The sequence below is a fragment of the Azospirillum sp. ST 5-10 genome (genome assembly GCF_051225715.1).
GTDB lineage: Bacteria > Pseudomonadota > Alphaproteobacteria > Azospirillales > Azospirillaceae > Azospirillum.
This window is the reverse complement of the sequence record NZ_JBPJSP010000001.1, coordinates 66,849-83,671: the sequence shown is the minus strand read 5'-3', so window position 1 is coordinate 83,671 and position 16,823 is coordinate 66,849. Positions and strand designations below refer to the sequence as shown.

Genomic DNA, 16,823 nt, shown 5'->3' with positions numbered 1-16,823 from the left:
TGAGGACGAAAATGCCCAAGCTGAAGACCAAGAGCGGCGCGAAGAAGCGCTTCAAGGTGACGGGGACCGGCAAGGTGCGCGCCGCCGCCGCCTACAAGCGCCACTGCCTGCAGCAGAAATCCTCGAAGATGAAGCGCCAGGCCCGCGGCATGATGACCCTGGCGGAGCCGGATGGTCGCATCGTGCTGAAGAACTGGCTGCGCAACGCCTGATTTCGAGGAGAACTGAACCATGGCTCGTGTCAAGCGGGGCGTCACCACCCACGCCCGTCACCGCAAGATCCTGAAGCTGGCCAAGGGCTACCGCGGCCGCAACTCCACCTGCTTCCGCATCGCCATCGAGAAGGTCGAGAAGGCGCTGCAGTACGCCTACCGCGACCGCCGCAACCGGAAGCGCGACTTCCGCGGCCTGTGGATCCAGCGCATCAACGCCGGCGTGCGCCAGCACGGCCTGACCTATTCGCGCTTCATCAACGGCATCAAGCTCGCCGGCATCGAGATGGACCGCAAGGTGCTGGCCGACATCGCCGCGCGCGAGCCGGACGCCTTCAAGGCCCTGGTCGACCGCGCCCAGGCCGCTCTCAGCGCGAAGGCCGCCTGATCCGCGCCACCACGGCCGGGTCCGCACGCCTGACAGTCCAAGGGAGCCGGTCCTCGCGGATCGGCTCCCTTTTCGCGTCGGGCCCTTTCCATCGGCAGCCGGGGAGCCGACCCCGGCCAGCGGAGCGACGAACACCATGCCGGATGCCCTGAAGAACGAACTGCTGACCCTGGTGAACGAGGCGCCCGATCTGGCCGCGCTGGAGGAGGTCCGGGTCGCCGCGCTGGGCAAGAAGGGCCGCGTCACCGGCCTGATGAAGGAACTGGGCGGCCTCTCCCCCGACGAGCGGCGCGCGCGCGGTGCCGCGCTGAACGCGTTGAAGGACGAGATCGCCGCCGCCATCGACGCCCGCAAGGCCGGCCTCCAGGCCGCCCACCTCGCCGCCCGGCTGGAGGCCGAGCGGGTCGACGTCACCCTGCCGGTGCGCCCGGAGACCCAGGGCCGCATCCATCCCATCAGCCAGACCGTCGACGAGCTGGTCGCCATCTTCGCCGAGATGGGCTTCGCGGTGGCCGAGGGGCCGGACATCGAGGACGACTTCCACAACTTCACCGCCCTCAACTTCCCGCCCGGCCACCCGGCGCGGGACATGCACGACACCTTCTACCTGCCCGACCGCGCCGACGGCGCGCGCATGCTGCTGCGCACCCACACCAGCCCGGTGCAGGTGCGCACCATGCTCAACGCCAAGCCGCCGATCCGCATCATCGCGCCCGGCCGCACCTACCGCTCCGACTACGACATGACCCACACGCCCATGTTCCACCAGGTGGAGGGGCTGGTCATCGACGAGTCCACCCACATGGGCCACCTCAAGGGCTGCCTGGTCGACTTCTGCCGCGCCTTCTTCGACGTCGACGACCTGCCGCTGCGCTTTCGCCCCAGCTTCTTCCCCTTCACCGAGCCGTCGGCCGAGGTCGACATCGGCTGCTCGCGCAAGGGCGGCGAACTGAAGCTCGGCAACTACGGCGACTGGCTGGAGATCCTCGGCTGCGGCATGGTCCATCCCAACGTGCTGGAGGCCTGCGGCATCGACAGCAGCCGCTACCAGGGCTTCGCCTTCGGCATGGGGATCGAGCGCATCGCCATGCTGAAGTACGGCATCCCCGACCTGCGCACCTTCTTCGAAGCGGACCTGCGGTGGCTGAAGCACTACGGCTTCGTGCCCCTCGACGTTCCCTCGCCCGCGCAAGGCCTGACCCGCTGAAGGAGCCGGTTCCATGAAGTTCACGCTGTCCTGGCTGAAGGACCACCTGGAGACCGACGCCTCCCTCGACACGATCGTCGAGCGGCTGACCATGCTCGGCCTCGAGGTCGAGGGGGTCGAGGACCGCGCGCGGGCGCTGGCCCCCTTCGTCGTCGCCCGCGTCGTCAGCGCCGAGAAGCATCCCGACGCCGACAAGCTGCGCGTGCTCACCGTCGACACCGGGACCGCGACCGTCCAGGTGGTGTGCGGCGCGCCCAACGCGCGCGCCGGCATGAAGGGGGTGTTCGCCCCCGTGGGCACCTACGTGCCCGGCGCCGACCTGACCCTGAAGAAGGGCGTCATCCGCGGCGTCGAGTCCAACGGCATGATGTGCTCGGAGCGCGAGCTGCAGCTCTCCGACGACCACGAGGGCATCGTCGACCTGCCGGCCGACGCCCCCGTCGGCGCGCCGTTCGCCGAGTACGCCGGGCTCGGCGACCCCGTCATCGACGTGGCGCTGACCCCCGACCGCGCCGACTGCGCCGGCGTGCGCGGCATCGCCCGCGACCTCGCCGCCGCCGGGCTCGGCCGGCTGAAGCCGCTGGAGGAGGGGCTGCTCGACGCCACCCCGGTGCCGGGCCGCTTCCCCAGCCCGCTGTCGGTCGCCATCGAGGTGCCCGAGGCCTGCCCGCTGTTCGTCGGCCGCCTCATCCGCGGCGTGCGCAACGGCCCCTCGCCGAAATGGCTGCAGGACAAGCTGACGGCCATCGGCCTGCGCCCCATCTCGGCGCTGGTCGACATCACCAACTATCTCACCTTCGACGCCGCCCGTCCGCTGCACGTCTTCGACGCCGCCAAGGTGGATCGCGGGATCCTCGTCCGCATGGGCCGCCCCGGCGAGGCGTTCAGGGCCCTGAACGACAAGGACTACACCCTCGATCCGGAGATGGTCGTCATCGCCGACCACACGGGCCCGCTGGGGCTGGGCGGCATCGTCGGCGGCGAATCCACGGGCTGCACCGAGACGACCACCGACGTCTTCGTGGAAGCGGCGCTGTTCGACCCGGTGCGCATCGCCGCCACCGGCCGGCGCCTCGGCGTCGAGTCCGACGCCCGCTACCGCTTCGAGCGCGGCGTCGATCCCGCGGCCGTGTTCCCCGGCATGGAGCGCGCCACCCGCCTGATCCTGGAGCTCTGCGGCGGCGAGCCGTCCGAGCTGGTCGTCGCCGGGGCCGAACCGGACTGGCAGCGCGCGGTGCGCTTCCGGCCGTCGCGGGTGCGGCACCTGGGCGGCGTCGATCTGCCGCGCGACGCCCAGACGCGCATCCTGGCGGCGCTGGGCTGCGGCCTGCGCGAGGCCGAGGACGGCACCCTGTCGGTCGCCATCCCCTCCTGGCGCCAGGACATCCACGGCGAGGCCGACCTGGTCGAGGAGGTGCTGCGCGTGCACGGCTTCGACGCCATCCCGGCGACGCCGATGGAGCGGGTCGGCGTCGTGCCCAAGCCGGCGCTGACCCCGGCCCAGCGCCGCGTCGGCCTGGCCAAGCGCACCCTGGCGGCGCGCGGCATGAGCGAGGCGGTGACCTGGTCGTTCCTGTCCGGGGCCGTGGCCGAGCGGTTCGGCGGGCGCGACCCGGGCCTGCGCCTGCTCAACCCCATCAGCGCCGACCTCGACGTCATGCGGCCCAGCATCCTGCCCAACCTGATCCAGGCGGCCGGGCGCAACGCCGACCGCGGCTTCGCCGACGCCGCCCTGTTCGAGGTGGGCCCCGCCTACCGCGACGCCACGCCCGCCGGCCAGGACACGGTGGCCGCCGGCATCCGCAGCGGCAACGCGGCGCCGCGCCACTGGAGCGGGCCGACCCGGGCCGTCGACGTCTACGACGCCAAGGCCGACGCGCTGGCGGTGCTGGAGGCGGCCGGCGCGCCGGCCGGCAATCTGCAGGTCACCACCGACGCGCCGGACTGGTACCATCCCGGCCGCTCCGGCACGCTGCGCCTGGGGCCGACGGTGCTCGGCCGCTTCGGCGAGCTGCACCCGGCGGTGCTCGACGCGCTCGGCGTCAAGGGGCCGGTGGTCGGCTTCGAGGTGCTCCTCGACGCCGTGCCGCTGCCCAAGAGGAAGGGCGGCACCGCCAAGCCGCTCCTGCAGCTCTCGGCCTTCCAGCCGCTGGAGCGCGACTTCGCCTTCCTGGTCGACGCCGGCGTCGAGGCCGACCGCATCGTCCGCGCCGCCAAGGGGGCGGACAAGGCGCTGGTCCGCGAGGTCGGCGTGTTCGACGTCTACCAGGGGCCGGGCGTGGAGGACGGCCGCAAGTCCGTGGCCATCACCGTCACCCTGCAGCCGGTCGACCGCACCCTCACCGACAAGGACATCGAGGAGGTCGGCGGCAAGATCGTCGCCGCGGTCGCCAAGGCCACCGGCGGCACCTTGCGGGCGTGACGCCCCGCGGCGGGGGCCCCGGCGCCCCCGCCGTCCGCCGCATATGCCGTAAGGACGGATTGAGCCGGCAACTCCGCATCCGCTAAAGCGGACTCCCGTCTTCGCATTTTCGCGCACCCTCCACACCGACCGCAGCGGCCCCGTTCATGGTACGGCGGCGGATAACCCTTACGGATTGGGGGACATCATGGGCAACCCGGAAACCGGAGGCCTGATCGTCGTCGTCGACGACGACCCGTCGATCGTCGAAGGACTCGGGATGATCCTGGAGACCTGGGGCTACGATGTGTTCACCGCCCAGTCGGTGGGCGATCTGCAGGGCCGCCTCGGCGACCTCGGCGCGACGCCGGCGCTGGTGCTCGCCGACCATTTCCTGCCGGGCGGCCACACCGGCGGGGAAGCGGTGGAGATGGTGCGCAGCCACTGCGGCGCCCGCGTGCCGGCCATCGTGCTGACGGGCGACACCGCGCCGGAGCGCCAGGACGAGGCCGCCGCCGGCGGCTACCGGCTGCTGCACAAGCCGGTGCTGCCCACCGCCCTGCGCAGCGCGCTGGAGGAGATGATCGGCTGACGGGCGCGGCGCCCCGCGGCCGACACCACTCTTTAGGCGCGGCGGGCCCGTGCCCGGCGCGCTTCCAGCGGCTGCAGCTCGTGCAGCAGCCACACCAGCAGGGTGACCACCAGCAGGGCGCCGGCCTGGTGCGCCGCCGCCACGGGAATCCACACCACGCTCAGCAGGGTGGCGATGCCGAGGCCGACCTGGGCCAGCACCATCAGGCCGAGCAGGCCGGCGACCCCGCCGGCGCGGCCGGGCAGGGCGGCGGCGCGCACCCGCGCGGCCAGCGCCAGCACCACCGCCGCCGTGGCCAGGGCGAGCCAGCGGTGGATGAACTGCACCGCCGCGGTGTTCTCGAACGGGTTCAGCCACCACGGCTCCAGGTTGGCGATCTCCGGCGGGATCCAGGCGCCCTCCATGGTGGGGAAGGTGTTGTAGGCGCGGCCGGCGTCGATGCCGGCGACGAACGCCCCCCAGACGATGGTGACGCCGACCATGGCGAGGGCGATCCGGGCGTGCCGGCGCAGAGGCGCCGTGTCGTTGCGCCACCCCGACAGCGGGGCGGGGTCGAGCAGGCCGAGCGCCACCCGCAGCATCAGCGCGTAGATGAGGATCGCCACCGACAGGTGCAGCGCCAGCCGGTAGTGGCTGACGTCGGGACGGTCGACCAGACCGCTCATCACCATGTACCAGCCGATCACCCCCTGCAGCCCGCCCAGCGCGAACAGGCCCCACAGCTTCGGCCTGGTGTCGCGCGGCACCGCCCCCAGCGCCTGGAAGACCACGAAGCCGATGAGGAAGACGAAGCCGATGAGCTGGCCCCACAGGCGGTGGAACCATTCCCAGAAGAAGATCCGCTTGAACCCGTCGAGGTCCATCCAGGCGTTGTAGATGCGGTATTCCGGCGTCGCCTGGTAGAGGCCGAAGACGCGGTTCCATTCCGCCTCCGACAGCGGCGGCAGGATGCCGATCAGCGGCTTCCACTCGACCATCGACAGGCCGGACTCGGTGAGGCGGGTGATGGCGCCGATCACCGCCATGGCGAACACCATGGCGCAGCAGGCGAGCAGCCACAGGGCGACGGGGCGCGGCGAGGGGACGGCGCGGGCGGGAGCGGTCTCGGCGAGGGCGGTCACGGTCGGCGGGGTCCGGGCGAACGGGAGGGGTACCCCCGCAACATGGGGGATCGCGGGCCCAGCGTCAAATCCCCGCACCGGCCGCCGCCGTCGCGGTGCTACAGTCGTCGGGTGAGGGATGGGACGATGGTCGGGGCGGCCATGAAGGATCTCGTGCTCGGGTTCGGTCTGGAATTCGCCGATCTCTACCGGCGCGACGGCCTGCTGCGGCTCGACGCGCGGTTCCTGGAGTGCCTCGGGCGGGACGATCCGGGGCTGGCCGAGCGCCTCGCCGCGGCCCGCGCCGCGCCGACGGCGCTCGACGCCAAGGCGCTGGGCGACCTGCTGGCGGCGCTCGCGCCGCACCTGGAGGACTTCCTCGCCGCCCTGTTCGGCGTCGGCGCCGCGCTGGACGGGCTGCGCGCCGCCCAGGACGCGCTGGCCCCGCTCTACACCGCCAAGCGGCTGTTCGTGCAGCGCCGTGCCGCCAAGGCGCTGGCGCCGGAGGAGGCCGCCGCGCTGGACGGGGCCGCGCTGGCGGCGCGCCTGGAGGCGTGGCTGGGCGAGCCGCCGAGCGAGCCGGCCTTCGCCCGCGCCGTGCTCGCCTGGATGGCGGACGAGACGGCCAACGCCGAGCGCCTCGACACGGCCCTGCGCTACGCCGCCTGGGCCCTGCACGCCGAGGCCGGGCGCGCCCGCCACGGCGCCGGGCTGCTGTTCCAGCTGCCGCAGCGGACCGACCCGCTCCACCTCGTGGCACTGGAGAGCGAGGAGGTGGCGCCGGGGCTGTCCGCCTTCGTGGCGCCGCCCGGCCGGCGGCGCCGGCGCGCCGGGTTCGCGTTGACCGACCCGGGAACCGGCCTCGCCGGCTGCCTCGACCAGGCCAACTACTGCATCTGGTGCCACAACCAGGGCAAGGACTCCTGCTCCCACGGGCTGGTCGACCGCAAGACCGGCGCCTACGCGCGCAACGGCTTCGGCGTCGCCCTGCACGGCTGCCCGCTCGACGAGAAGATCTCGGAGATGCACGCGCTGAAGGCCGGCGGCCTGCCGGTGGCGGCGCTGGCGGTCGCCGTCGTCGACAACCCGATGCTGGCCGCCACCGGCCACCGCATCTGCAACGACTGCATGAAGGCCTGCATCTACCAGAAGCAGCAGCCCGTCGACATCCCGCAGGCCGAGACGCGAATCCTCAAGGACGTGCTGGCGCTGCCCTGGGGCTTCGAGATCTACGGGCTGCTCACCCGCTGGAACCCGCTCGACGTGGCGCGGCCGCTGCCGCGGCCGGACAGCGGCTGCAAGGTGCTGGTGGTCGGGCTGGGGCCGGCCGGGTTCACCCTGGCCCATCACCTGATGAACGACGGCCACACCGTGGTCGGCATCGACGGGCTGAAGATCGAGCCGCTGCCCGCCGACCTCTCGGGAACGCTGCCGTCGGGCGCCCGCGTGCCGTTCCGCCCCGTCCACGACGTCCGCGACCTGCACGACCGTCTCGACGACCGGATCATGGCCGGCTTCGGCGGGGTCGCCGAGTACGGCATCACCGTGCGCTGGGACAAGAACTTCCTCAAGATCGTGCGGCTGCTGCTGGAGCGGCGCGACCGCATGACGGTGATCGGCGGCGTGCGCTTCGGCGGCACGCTCGGCGTCGACGAGGCGTTCGCGCGCGGCTTCGACCACGTGGCGCTGTGCATGGGCGCCGGCCGGCCCACCGTGGTGCCGATGGCCAACGGGCTGGCCCGCGGCGTGCGCCAGGCCTCGGACTTCCTGATGGCGCTGCAGCTCACCGGTGCCGCCAAGGCGGACAGCCTCGCCAACCTGCAGGTGCGGCTGCCGGTGGTGGTGATCGGCGGCGGCCTGACCGCGATCGACACCGCCACCGAGGCGCTCGCCTATTACCCCGTGCAGGTGGCGAAGGTCCTGGAGCGCTACGAGGCGCTGGCGGCCGAGCGCGGCGAGGCCGCGGTGCGCGCCCGCTGGACGGCCGAGGAGGCGGCGCTGGCCGACGAGTTCCTCGCCCATGCCCGGGCGCTGCGCGCCCCCGGGGCGGACCACGCCGCCCTGCTGCGGGCGTGGGGCGGCGTCACCATCGCCTACCGCCGCCGCCTCGTCGACTCGCCGGCCTACACCCTCAACCACGAGGAGGTGGCGCACGGCCTCGCCGAGGGCATCCGCTTCGTCGAGGGGGTGACGCCGCTGGAGGTCGAGACCGACGGCGACGGGGCGGCCTGCGCCGTCCGGCTCTCCGGCCCGGGCGGCAACGCCGTGCGGCTGCCGGCGCGCACCGTGCTGGTCGCCGCCGGCACCCAGCCGAACACCGTGCTGGCCCGCGAGGAGCCGGGCTGGGCGGTGCTCGACGGCCGCACCTTCCGCGCCATCGACGAGGACGGCCGTCCGGTGACGCCGGAGCGCTTGGCCAAGCCGGCGGCGGCGCACGTGCTGATGGCGCGCGCGCCCGACGGCCGCTTCCTCTCCTTCTTCGGCGACCTGCACCCGTCCTTCTCCGGCAACGTGGTCAAGGCGATGGGCGGGGCCAAGCGCGGCTATCCCGTGGTGACGCGGGTGCTGGGGCGCCGCTCCCCCACCGCGGTGGCGCCGGAGCGGCTGGTGGCCGCCCTCAACCGCGACCTGCGCCCGCGCGTCCACGCGGTCGAGCGCCTCACCCCGACCATCGTCGAGGTGGTGGTCGAGGCGCCGGCCGCCGCCCGGCGCTTCCGGCCCGGCCAGTTCTACCGCCTGCAGAACTACGAGACCCTGGCGCGGCGGGTGGACGGCACGGCGATGGCCATGGAGGGGCTGGCGCTGACCGGCGCCCACGCCGATCCCGAGCGCGGCCTGCTGTCGATGATCGTGCTGGAGATGGGCGGCTCGTCCGACCTGTGCGCCGTGCTGAAGCCGGGCGATCCCGTGGTCGTCATGGGGCCGACGGGGGCGCCCACCGAGATCCCGCGGGGCGGGACGGTGTGCCTGGTGGGCGGCGGCCTCGGCAACGCGGTGCTGTTCTCCATCGGCCGGGCGTGCCGGGCCCAGGGCTGCCGCGTCCTCTACTTCGCCGGCTACAAGGCCCGGCGCGACCGCTACAAGGTGGCGGAGATCGAGGCCGCCGCCGACCGGGTGGTCTGGTGCTGCGACGAGGCGCCGGGCTTCGAACCCGGCCGGCCGGGCGACGCCAGCGTCGTCGGCACCATCGTCCAGGCCATGGTGGACCACGCCGAGGGGCGGCTCGGCGATCCCGGCATCCCGCTCGGCGAGGTCGACCGCCTGATCGTCATCGGCTCCGACCGCATGATGGCGGCGGTGACGGCGGCCCGGCACGGCCCGCTCGCGGCGCACCTCAAGCCGGGCCACGTCGCCATCGGCTCCATCAACTCCCCCATGCAGTGCATGATGAAGGAGATCTGCGCCCAGTGCCTGCAGCGCCACACCGACCCGGCGACGGGGGCGGAATCCGTGGTGTTCTCCTGCGCCGACCAGGACCAGGCGCTGGACCGGGTCGACTTCGCCAACCTGAACCAGCGCCTGCGGCAGAACGCGGTGCAGGAGAAGCTGACCGCCCAGTGGGTCGACCGCTGCCTGCGCCGCATGGGGGTCAGGGGGTAGGCCGTCCTCGACGACGCCCAAGCAGGGACGCCCGCGCAGGACGTCCGCACAGTGCCCGGGCCGGGCCTGGGGGCCCGATCCGGGCAAGCGTGCTCAGCTCCCGATCCGCCGCAGGATCAGGCGGATCTCGTCGCCGTGCCGCTGCCGGGCGACGCATTCCCAGCCCCGCGGTTCCAGCTCGGCGTAGAGCAGGGCGGGGTCGCGGTCGTGGTGGACCATGATGATCTCCGCCTCGCCGCCGTCGATCAGCCCGAGCACGGCGGTCAGCGGGCCCGGCGGGGCGAGGCCGCGCAGGTCGATGTGGGTGACCTGCCCCTCGCGCCAGCTCTCGCCGGGCAGGCGGGCGGCGGGCGCCGCCGGCGCGGCGTTCCCGGCGCCGGCGCCGTCCCCGCCGTCCCCGCCGTCGCGGCGGAAGCAGATGCGCCAGTGGCCGGCCGCCACCTGGCGGCCCAGCGAGGTGAAGCCCTTGCCGGCCAGCACCCGGCGCAGCGGCGCCGGGTCGAAGGGGGCGTCGAGGACCAGGAAGTCGCCGGGTCCCACCGCGGCGGCGGCGTCCATGACGGCGGCGAAGGGGTCCTGGCCGCCGGCGAGCAGGGGGCGGACGTCCAGGGGCGGGCCGCCGCGGCGTTCGGCTTGGGCGAACCAGTCGGTCTCGGAGGGCATGGCGGGGGGTCTCACGGCAGCCAGTACAGGGGATCCACCCCGAACAGCCAGGGATGGACGAACAGGATGGCGGCGTAGGTCGCCAGCGCGGCGAGCACCGGCAGGGCGCCGATCTCGGCCGGCGCCAGGCGCTGCCGCCCCGCCAGGATGGCGGCGAAGGGGATGACGGAGGTCCGGGCGCGGAAGGCGTCGGCCTGCGGCGTGCCGGCGCGGCGCAGAACCCAGTCGTTCTTGACGATGGCGAACAGGGCGATGGCCGCCATGGTGGCGAACAGGATGACCCGGCGCAGGTCGCCGGTCGCCTGCAGGTGGAGAAGCGCCCACAGCAGGATGCCGACGCTGCCGGGGTGGCCGGTGATCCGGTAGACGCCGGCGGGCGGGAGCGGCGCCTGCGGGGCGCCGGCCCGGCGCATCAGCCGGGCGACGACGAGGAAGACGGCCACCGGCATGAGGGCGACCACCAGCATGGGCGCCCAGGCCGCCGGGACGAACACCCAGCCGCTGACCTCCACGGTGGCGTAGGCGTGCACGAACAGGGCGAGCGTCGCCACCGACAGCAGCGAGTGCAGGGTGACGAAGCCGGTGCGGCCGATGCGGGCGATCAGCGCCGGCCGCACCCCCGGCCAGGAGGGGACGGCGTGGCTGGCGAACAGCAGGAGGGCGCTGGCGAGATAGAGAGGCGTCGACATCGGCGGGCGCGTTTCGCTCTGGAACCTTCCCCACATGGAACACGCGGCGGCCTCGTCCAGTCTTGACGGCCGTCAAGCTCGGCTCCGCGTGTCCGGAACTTTCGCACGGTTGTCACGTTCCTCGCCGCGGAACCCGTTTCCGGCACACGATTGCGAAAGGGAAGTCGAACCATGACACGGTGCCGCATCCTGGGGGGCGGTCGCGCGACGCTCGCCGCCACCCTGTTGTCCCTCGGCCTCGCCGCCTGCGCCGGCGGACCGCCGCCGCCGACCGCGGAGATGGGGGCGGCCGAACAGGCCATCGATACCGCCGAACGCGCCGGCGCGCTGGAGCACGCTCCGGTCGAGCTGCAGAGCGCGCGCGACAAGCTGGCCGCGGCCGACGCCGCCATGCGCGACGACGAGCGCGGCGAAGCCCGCCGCCTCGCCGAGCAGGCCCGCGCCGACGCCGAACTGGCCGCGGTGCGCGCCGAGCAGGCCGCCGCCCGCGAGGCCGCCGTCGCGGTCAGCCGCGACACCGGCGTGCTCAGCGGGGGCTCGACCGCCCCGGTGATCCCCGGCGGCTCCACCTATCCCCCCGTTTCCGGAGGCTCGACATGGCAATGACGACACCGCGCCCCGCCGCCCTCGCCGCCGTGGCGCTGGGCGCCGCGCTGCTGGCCGGCTGCGCTTCGGACGCCGGCAACCCCACCGCGGTGATGCAGGCCCGCGAGGCCTACACCGCCGCCGCCACCGACCCGACGGTGGCGCAGCGGGCCCCCCTGGAGCTGCGCAAGGCGGAACAGGCCCTGCGCGAGGCGCAGGAGGCCCAGGAGGAGGGCGCCGGTTCCGAGGAGGTGACGAACAAGGCCTACATCGCCACCCGGCAGGCCCAGGTGGCCCGCGAGACGGCGGCGCTGAAGAGCGCGCGCGAGACGGTGGAGGGCGCCGAGACGACGCGGCTGCAGGTCCGCAACGCCGAGCTGGAGCGGCAGATCCGCGAGCTGCAGGCCGAGCAGACCGAGCGCGGTCTGGTGATGACGCTCGGCGACGTGCTGTTCGCCACCGGCCGGGCCGATCTGACGCCCGGCGCGATGAACCGCGTCGACCGCCTCGCCGCCTTCCTGCAGCGCTACCCCGCGCGCACCGTGCGCATCGAGGGCCACACCGACAGCACCGGCGGCTCCGCCACCAACCTGCACCTGTCGGAGGAGCGGGCCGCGGCCGTGCAGCAGGCGCTGGTCGCCCGCGGCATCAGCCCGTCCCGCATCACCGCGGTGGGCTACGGCGCGGCCCAGCCGGTGGCGTCCAACTCCAGCGACGCCGGCCGCCAGGCCAACCGCCGGGTGGAGATCGTCATCCCCGACGAGGGCACGTTCGCCGAGAACCGCTGATCCGGCCGGGAACCGGCCGGCGCCCTTGACCGCGCCGGCCGGTCCCGCTACGTCCCGCCCGGGAAGAACGCCTGCCCGGAAGCGAGGACACGATGGACGAGGACGACCCCTGCGTGGGCGTGTGCATGATCGGCGAGGACGGCCGCTGCGTCGGCTGCGGCCGCAGCGAGGACGAGATCCACGGTCCGCCCGCCGACTCCCGGACCGGCTCCCGCGCCGACCCTCCCGGCGCGCCGGCCCCGACCGGCGCCTGACCCCTTCTCCCGATCGAACGGCGCCCGCTACCTCCTTTGACGATGGGACGGTTGGCGCGTGGCGATGTTGGGGTGCCCAGAGCCTTCGCCCCGACGGCGGATGCGCTGCGGTCGCCGGCCCGGCGGCGGGCGGGCTCGCAACGACGATCGACCCCAACGACGATCGGCCCCGACGAAATCGAATTGGGAGAAGACCATGCGCAACCTGATGATCGCGACCGTTTCGGCTCTGGTGCTGACGGCCGGCTCCGCCATGGCGGGCGACGCCATGCACAAGAACGACGCCGCCGGCGCGTCGACCTTGAACGATTCGGCGACGACGAACGACGATTCGCTCGACAGCAACACGGCGACCAGTTCCGACGTGTCGCCGCTGCGCGACGAGCCCGGCACCGGCATCAACTGCCCGCCGGGCCGCGAGAACTGCGCGCCGGGCGACGTCTCCGGCGGCACCACCACCGGCATCTCCGGCGGCTCGGACGGCAGCCGGGGCGGCGGCGGCGTCGGCGGTTCCGGCGGCGGGGCCGGCTCCGGCCAGTGATGCGGCGGCCGTCCGGCCGGACCGACGCCGCTTGGTCCGGTCCGGCCGGACCGTGATGGGACGCGAGGCCGCATGGGGGTTCCCATGCGGCCTCGCCGCGTTTTATGCCGCGGCCTCGCCGCGTTTTTTATGCCGCGGCCTCGCCGCGCGGGCGTTTCAGGGCCGCTTCAGGCGGCCGGCGCCGGCTCCTCGCGGCCGATGGCGGCGGGCGCCATCGTCAGGGGGAAGCGGATGACGAAGGTGGTGCCGTGCCCCTCCTCGCTCTCCACCCGGATCGAGCCGCGCAACCGCTTGGTGACGATGTTGTAGACGATGTGCAGGCCGAGCCCGCTGCCGCCGGCGCTGCGCCGGGTGGTGAAGAAGGGGTCGAAGATGCGCAGCCGGTTGGCCTCCGGGATGCCGCAGCCGTCGTCGGCGAAGCGCAGCTCCACCTCGCCCGGCGGGGCCGGCGTCACGGAGATCTCGATGCGCCCGGCCTGGCCTTCGGGAAAGGCGTGGGTCAGGGCGTTCATGGTCAGGTTGGTCAGGACCTGGAACAGGGCGCCGGGATAGCCGTCGACGATCACCCCTTCGGGGCAGTCGACGGCGACGCCGTGCTGCATCTTCTTCAGGCGCGGGTGCAGGCTGGTCAGCACGTCGTCGAGATAGGCCTTGAGGTCGAAGCAGCGGCGCTCCTCGCTGGTCTGGTCGACCGCGGTCTGCTTGAAGCTCTGGATCAGCTCGCCGGCGCGGTGCAGGTTGGTCTCGATGAGGGCGCACACCTCGGCGGCGGTGTCGATGTAGTCCGCCAGGTCGGCGCGCCGGACCGCGCCGTCGGCGACGCGGCGGCGGAACTGTCGGGTCGCGTCGGCGAGGTGGGTGATGCCCGTCAGGGCGACGCCGACCGGGGTGTTGACCTCGTGCGCCACCCCCGCCACCAGGGCGCCCAGGGACGCCATCTTCTCCGACTGGATCAGCGTCTCCTGGGCATGGCGCAGGTCGCTCAGCGCCTGCTCGGCGCGCTGCTTGGCGGCGTGCGCCTCCTCCTCCGAGCGCTTCTGCTGGGTGATGTCGTTGATGGCGACCAGGAACGCCGGCTCGTCGCCGTCGCGCATCTCGACGGCCGACAGCAGCGCCCAGAACGGCCGCCCGTCGGCGCCGGCGAGGCGCATCTCCAGATCGTCCACCGCGCCGTCCTCCTCCAGCCGGTGCATCAGCCGGTGCGCGTCCCGCGGGTCGGCGAAGAAGCGGGCGTCGCGGGTCAGGGTCAGCCGGGCGCCGTCGGTGCCGAACAGGGCCTCCGCCTGGCGGTTGTAGAACAGGACCGAGCCGTCGGACACCCGGGCGATGACCACCGGGAAGGGCGAGGCCGAGAGGATCGTGCGCAGCCGCGCCTCGCCCGCCTTCAGGGCGTCGGCGTATTCGTGGGCGTCCACCAGCGCCTCGCCGAAGCGCTCGACGCCGGTGGTGATGGAGTCGATCTCGGCGAACAGGGCGGGCGGCAGGCGCACCACCCGGCGCGCCCGCTGCACCTCGGCCAGCGCCTCGCTGGCGCGGCGGATCGGCCGCACCACATGGGTGCGCAGCAGGACGAACAGCACGAGCTGCACCGCCGCCGCCGCCGCCAGGCCGATGGCGACGACGAGGAGGCCGTGGCGGCCGTAGGCGGTCAGCAGCTCGGCGATGCGGTCGGTGCCCGAGGCGGCGTCGGCGCGCAGGTTCTCCGTCATCTCGCGCAGCAGCGCGTGGGCGGTCTCGGTCTCCAGCGCCATGTCGGCCTCGTTGGCGAGCATGGCGCGGCGCTGGGCGAACAGCTCGGCCAGCCCGTCGAGATCGGCGGACAGCGGCCCGGCGTCCATGCCCGCGGGCGAGCCGAGCGCCATCCGCACCGCCGCCGCCAGGGTGCGGTAGCGCTCCTCCAGCGCGCCGAGGCGCGTCACGTCGGGGGCGGCGGCGGCCTCGCCGAGCACCTCCAGGATGCGGAAGAAGGGTTCCTGCGCCGCCAGCGCCGTGCCCGACCCCAACAGGCGCAGGAAGATCCGGTCGGCGCGCTCGCGCACCGCGGCCGCCCGCGCTGCCAGGGTGTCGATCAGGTCGGCGCGCTCGGCGGCGCGGCGCACCGCGTTGACCGCGAGGTCGAGGCGGGCCAGCAGGTCGGGGGCGATGTCGGCGGCGAACCGGCCGGCCAGCGCGTCGACCTCGGCCAGGGCGCGCCGCCGCGCCTCGGGGGAGCGGGCGCTCAGCACCGCCTCGGCGAGCTGGCCCATGCGGGCGGCGAAGACGGCGTATTCCTGCTGCCGGTTGATGCGCGGGATGATGGCGGTCTGGGCCTCCTCGGCCACGCTCAGCACGCGCTGGAAGGCGCCGCCGATGCTCCAGCTCAGCCCGGCCACCAGGAACGCCATGGCCAGGGCGACGGCGACGGCGACGGTCTGCAGGCGCGGCTTGCGGCCGCGCCGCACGGGAACCGGCTCGCCGCGCCCGCCTGCGGATCCATCGCGCTGCGGACTCCTCGGCACCCGCTCTCCTCCCTGGCTGCGCCGCCCGGTCGAGGGGAGGCCGGGCGGGGCCGAGCATAGACGCTGCACCGGCCTTTGGGAATGCGCAAGGACCGCGCGCAGCCGTGACCTCCGCCGCGCCCGCCTGTTGGCTTCGGGGGACGACATCCGCCGGAGGAGACCGATGAGCGACGTGAAGCAGGTCGTGCACCGTTCGTTCGCCGGGCGCCTGCCGCCGCAGGAGCTGCGGCGGCGCGTCCAGCGCGGGCGAGGGTCGGAGATGGCGCTGCGCCGCGCCACCGTGGCGACCTCGCTGGTCGGCATGGCGAGCATGGCGGCGGTGACGCTGTTCCAGACCGGGGTGATCCGCCGCCTGCCCGACCCGCCGACCCGGCGGCCCCACTTCGACACCGCCAAGGTCAACGGCAGCGACGAGGCGTGGGGCTACGGCATGCCCGACGGGCCGATCACGCTCGCCATGCACGCCGCCAACCTGGTGCTCGCCGCCGCCGGGCCGCCGGAGCGGGTGCGCACCCGACCGTGGCTGCCCATCGCCGCCGCCGTCTTCTCCGGTGCCCAGGCGGCGGTGGCGGCGAAGTACCTGTTCCACACCATGCCCAAGGTGGACCGGGCGTGGTGCCCCTACTGCGTGACCGACGCGCTGATGCACTTCGGCACCTTCGCCTTCACCCTCACCGAGGCGGCCCAGGCCGTCGGGGGCCTGCGCGCCGCCCGCCGGGCGCCGCGCGGCATGGGGTTGGGGCGCTGACGCGCGCCCGGATGCCGCCCAAGCGGATTTTCCGAACGCCGCCCACACATGGGCGGGCTCGGAAAGCCTGCAAGACCTGGAGCTGGTCGGCTGCCCGGCCACCGGTCGGGAAAGAGGGCGGGGCGTCGCCGACCAGCGCCAGGAAGACGGCAGAGCGCGCGGCCATCAGGTTCTCGTCGATGGCCGCAGGGTTTCAAGCCGGCTGCCGGGAGGCACGCATGCGGTCGAACATGGCGGCGTTGGGGCAGAATTCCCGATAGGCCGTAGCGACGGAACCGCAGGTCAGCCAAGCGCGGCAACGGTCCGCGGCGGGGCATCCCACGCAGATCAGGCCGGCGGAGCTCAGCCAGGCGGTTTGGCCGGCGGCGACCACCGCCGCGACGTCAATGTCGAGCCGGCGGATCATCGCGCCCATGAGATCTGAGCGCTTGGCAGAATGCGCAAACATGGCCGTCTCTTGCGATGCATCGTCTTATCCGAAGCCTACCCGGCATCGGACGGAAGGCGTTTGACGCGTGTCAAATTCTCGAAAGGAATATTCGTTCGTGGAGAAAAAG

The 16,823-nt window shown here is 73.7% G+C and carries 16 protein-coding genes; 11 read left to right on the top strand and 5 right to left on the bottom strand.

Annotated elements, in window-relative coordinates:
• Positions 1-11: 11 nt before the first annotated feature.
• The 5 genes from rpmI to ACSBPG_RS00405 all read left to right on the top strand — a co-directional run bounded on the left by rpmI (position 12) and on the right by ACSBPG_RS00405 (position 4,800).
• Positions 12-212: a 50S ribosomal protein L35 gene (gene rpmI, locus ACSBPG_RS00425; protein WP_435535109.1), complete on the top strand. Its 201-nt coding sequence runs from the start codon at positions 12-14 to the stop codon at positions 210-212.
• A gap of 19 nt (positions 213-231) precedes the next feature.
• Positions 232-600 carry a 50S ribosomal protein L20 gene (gene rplT, locus ACSBPG_RS00420; protein WP_435535108.1) on the top strand — a complete coding sequence of 123 codons (369 nt, stop codon included), beginning with the start codon at positions 232-234 and terminating at the stop codon, positions 598-600.
• A gap of 136 nt (positions 601-736) precedes the next feature.
• Entirely contained in the window at positions 737-1,807 is a 1,071-nt protein-coding gene (pheS, locus tag ACSBPG_RS00415; RefSeq protein WP_435535107.1) for a phenylalanine--tRNA ligase subunit alpha, read from the top strand.
• A gap of 13 nt (positions 1,808-1,820) precedes the next feature.
• Positions 1,821-4,229, top strand: coding sequence for a phenylalanine--tRNA ligase subunit beta (pheT, locus tag ACSBPG_RS00410; protein ID WP_435535106.1), 2,409 nt, complete (start codon positions 1,821-1,823; stop codon positions 4,227-4,229).
• Positions 4,230-4,416: 187 nt separating this feature from the next.
• Positions 4,417-4,800 carry a response regulator gene (locus ACSBPG_RS00405; protein ID WP_435535105.1) on the top strand — a complete coding sequence of 128 codons (384 nt, stop codon included), beginning with the start codon at positions 4,417-4,419 and terminating at the stop codon, positions 4,798-4,800.
• Between the two features lie 32 nt (positions 4,801-4,832).
• Here ACSBPG_RS00405 and ACSBPG_RS00400 read toward each other — a convergent pair whose 3' ends face one another.
• Entirely contained in the window at positions 4,833-5,921 is a 1,089-nt protein-coding gene (locus ACSBPG_RS00400) for a COX15/CtaA family protein (RefSeq protein WP_435535104.1), read from the bottom strand.
• 126 nt (positions 5,922-6,047) lie between these two features.
• Here ACSBPG_RS00400 and ACSBPG_RS00395 point away from each other — a divergent pair, with 126 nt between their 5' ends.
• A complete protein-coding gene (locus ACSBPG_RS00395) occupies positions 6,048-9,500 on the top strand; it encodes an FAD-dependent oxidoreductase (protein ID WP_435535103.1) in 3,453 nt (1,150 codons plus the stop codon).
• A 93-nt stretch (positions 9,501-9,593) separates the two neighbouring features.
• Here ACSBPG_RS00395 and ACSBPG_RS00390 read toward each other — a convergent pair whose 3' ends face one another.
• The gene (locus tag ACSBPG_RS00390) at positions 9,594-10,163 is read right to left on the bottom strand and encodes a DUF2249 domain-containing protein (protein ID WP_435535102.1); all 570 of its coding nucleotides are present in this window, start codon (positions 10,161-10,163) and stop codon (positions 9,594-9,596) included.
• Positions 10,164-10,174: 11 nt separating this feature from the next.
• Positions 10,175-10,852, bottom strand: coding sequence for an NnrU family protein (locus tag ACSBPG_RS00385; RefSeq protein WP_435535101.1), 678 nt, complete (start codon positions 10,850-10,852; stop codon positions 10,175-10,177).
• 171 nt (positions 10,853-11,023) lie between these two features.
• Here ACSBPG_RS00385 and ACSBPG_RS00380 point away from each other — a divergent pair, with 171 nt between their 5' ends.
• From ACSBPG_RS00380 to ACSBPG_RS00365, 4 genes are all read left to right on the top strand, one after another.
• Positions 11,024-11,458 (top strand): DUF4398 domain-containing protein, encoded by a 435-nt coding sequence (locus tag ACSBPG_RS00380; RefSeq protein WP_435535100.1) that lies wholly within the window; start codon positions 11,024-11,026, stop codon positions 11,456-11,458.
• Positions 11,449-12,225 carry an OmpA family protein gene (locus ACSBPG_RS00375; RefSeq protein WP_435535099.1) on the top strand — a complete coding sequence of 259 codons (777 nt, stop codon included), beginning with the start codon at positions 11,449-11,451 and terminating at the stop codon, positions 12,223-12,225. Before ACSBPG_RS00380 ends, ACSBPG_RS00375 begins: the two co-directional genes overlap by 10 nt.
• Before the next feature lie 92 nt (positions 12,226-12,317).
• Positions 12,318-12,479: a DUF1289 domain-containing protein gene (locus tag ACSBPG_RS00370; protein ID WP_435535098.1), complete on the top strand. Its 162-nt coding sequence runs from the start codon at positions 12,318-12,320 to the stop codon at positions 12,477-12,479.
• 196 nt (positions 12,480-12,675) lie between these two features.
• A complete protein-coding gene (locus ACSBPG_RS00365; RefSeq protein ID WP_435535097.1) occupies positions 12,676-13,020 on the top strand; it encodes a hypothetical protein in 345 nt (114 codons plus the stop codon).
• 167 nt (positions 13,021-13,187) lie between these two features.
• On the opposite strand, the gene ACSBPG_RS00360 is transcribed toward ACSBPG_RS00365, so the two are convergent.
• Positions 13,188-15,461 (bottom strand): sensor histidine kinase, encoded by a 2,274-nt coding sequence (locus tag ACSBPG_RS00360; protein ID WP_435535096.1) that lies wholly within the window; start codon positions 15,459-15,461, stop codon positions 13,188-13,190.
• A 220-nt stretch (positions 15,462-15,681) separates the two neighbouring features.
• Between ACSBPG_RS00360 and ACSBPG_RS00355 the strand changes: the two genes are divergently transcribed.
• Positions 15,682-16,266: a vitamin K epoxide reductase family protein gene (locus ACSBPG_RS00355; protein ID WP_435535095.1), complete on the top strand. Its 585-nt coding sequence runs from the start codon at positions 15,682-15,684 to the stop codon at positions 16,264-16,266.
• A gap of 193 nt (positions 16,267-16,459) precedes the next feature.
• Here the strand turns inward: ACSBPG_RS00355 and ACSBPG_RS00350 are convergent, their stop codons facing one another.
• Complete coding sequence (locus tag ACSBPG_RS00350) at positions 16,460-16,714, bottom strand: DUF6455 family protein (RefSeq protein ID WP_435535094.1); 255 nt, start codon at positions 16,712-16,714, stop codon at positions 16,460-16,462.
• Positions 16,715-16,823: the final 109 nt, after the last annotated feature.